A 1,660-nucleotide genomic window follows, 5' to 3' on the forward strand; every position below is an offset into this window, starting at 1 on the left:
CGAGGAAGCCGATCTCGTCCGCGAATGTCCGCCGGTCACCGGCGTTCTGAATGCCCAGGCTCCAGAGGTCGTGGCGGTCGGGTCGCGGATCCGCCTCGCGGCGTACCCGCGCGAAGATGCCGAACCGGGCGAGCAGGCCCTGCACCCCGCGAATGAGGCCCTCGCTGATCATGTCCAGCCCGATCAGCGTCGAGCGATCCCGGCGGGACACGTAGCCATCGGCCTGGAACAGGCTGCGCAGATAGGCCGCGACAACGGGCAGCGGAGCGTCATACAGCCGGGTCGGCACAGTCATCGCCTCGATGGTCAGCGAGGCGTTCGTACCGGCGTACCGACCAACAAAACCGTCCGCCTGCAGCCGGCCCGCGAGCGCCGCCTCGGCGATCTCCCGTGAGGTGATCTCACCCTCGCCAGGGGCGATGGTGAGATGCCACTCGAGGGTGTCCCCGGCCCGCAGCGTGCCGGCGGGAACGAAGGCCCCGGCACCCGCGGAGGTGCTCCGCCACACCAGATGATCGGCGGTGACGTCGAGCGCGTGACCGGCCTTCGTCCAGATCCGCAGGACGTCCTTGACGCCGTTGGACTTGGTCGCGATCACCTGGGTCAGACCGTGCGCGTCGAAGACCTTCGTCCCCACCGCGTCCGCCTCCACCAGGGCGCCGATGGGAACCAGACCGGACGGCGTGCTGACGAGGGCGTCATAGGGCTGGCACGCCGAGACCTGCTGCGGCGCGGGGGTTCCCACGTTGAACCAGACCGGCGAGTTGAAGCTGAAGACCTGGTGGAGCAGCATCCAGGCCAGTTCGTGCTCGAAGATCTCGGCGTCGGTGCCCGAGGCGAAGTAGCCGTGCTCGCGGCCAGCCGCGCCGTAGGCGTGCACGACCCGGTCGATCAACTGCCGCAGCGACCACTCCCGGCCCGGCGTGCCGGGCGCCCCGCGGAAGTACTTGCTGGTAACAATGTTGGAGGCGTTCACCGACCAGAACTGCGGGAACTCCACTCCCCGCTGCTCGAAGTTGACCGAGCCGTCCCGCCAGTTGGTCATGACGACGTCCCGGGACTCCCAGGTGACCTCGTCGTACGGGTGGACGCCGGCGGTGGTGCGTGACCGCTGGATCTTCAACCCACTCGCTTTCGCCGCTGACCTGCTCGGCTTCGTGCCGCGGCTGTCGGTCATGACGCTCCTCGTCTTCACTCGTCAGCTTCAACCTTCAACAATGTGTTGTGGGCATCCCCGCCCCGGGCCGCCGCCAGCGGACGTCGGGACGGTGCGGGGCCGGGCCTCCGCGCACGGCGGTGCCCGCGGGGACGAGCACGCGCACGGCGAACACGCATGACGAACGGCACCAGCCAGGTCGAGCCGGGCCGCAGGTGTGCCGTCCGGGAGGTCCGCGGTCCTCGCACGGCCGCGACGCGGGATGTCACCCGTCGCCGGCGGGACCGGGCCGGCACGGCGAACCAGGGCGATGTAGGACGCTTCCGGCCGAGTGGTCCCGGCCCTACCTGCTATGCACCTGCTGGGTGCCGGTCACCGGCGAGGCATCGACGGCGCCGCGCGGGACCGGTCGAGCTGGTCCATCCCGCATGGTGGGAGGTCCGGCGGCCTCGGAGCGCAACGCGACGATCGCGGATTCGAAGTCGGTCAACGACTCGAAGGCCA

1 protein-coding gene is annotated in these 1,660 nt (G+C 69.9%); it reads right to left on the minus strand.

All coding sequences use genetic code 11. The features are described from left to right. Nucleotides 1-1,177: LAGLIDADG family homing endonuclease (locus tag ACY45C_RS09940; RefSeq protein ID WP_462187336.1), on the minus strand; the 1,177-nt coding region annotated here is incomplete at its 3' end. Between the last annotated feature and the right edge of the window lie 483 nt (nt 1,178-1,660).

It is taken from the genome of Frankia sp. CcWB2, from assembly GCF_977927585.1.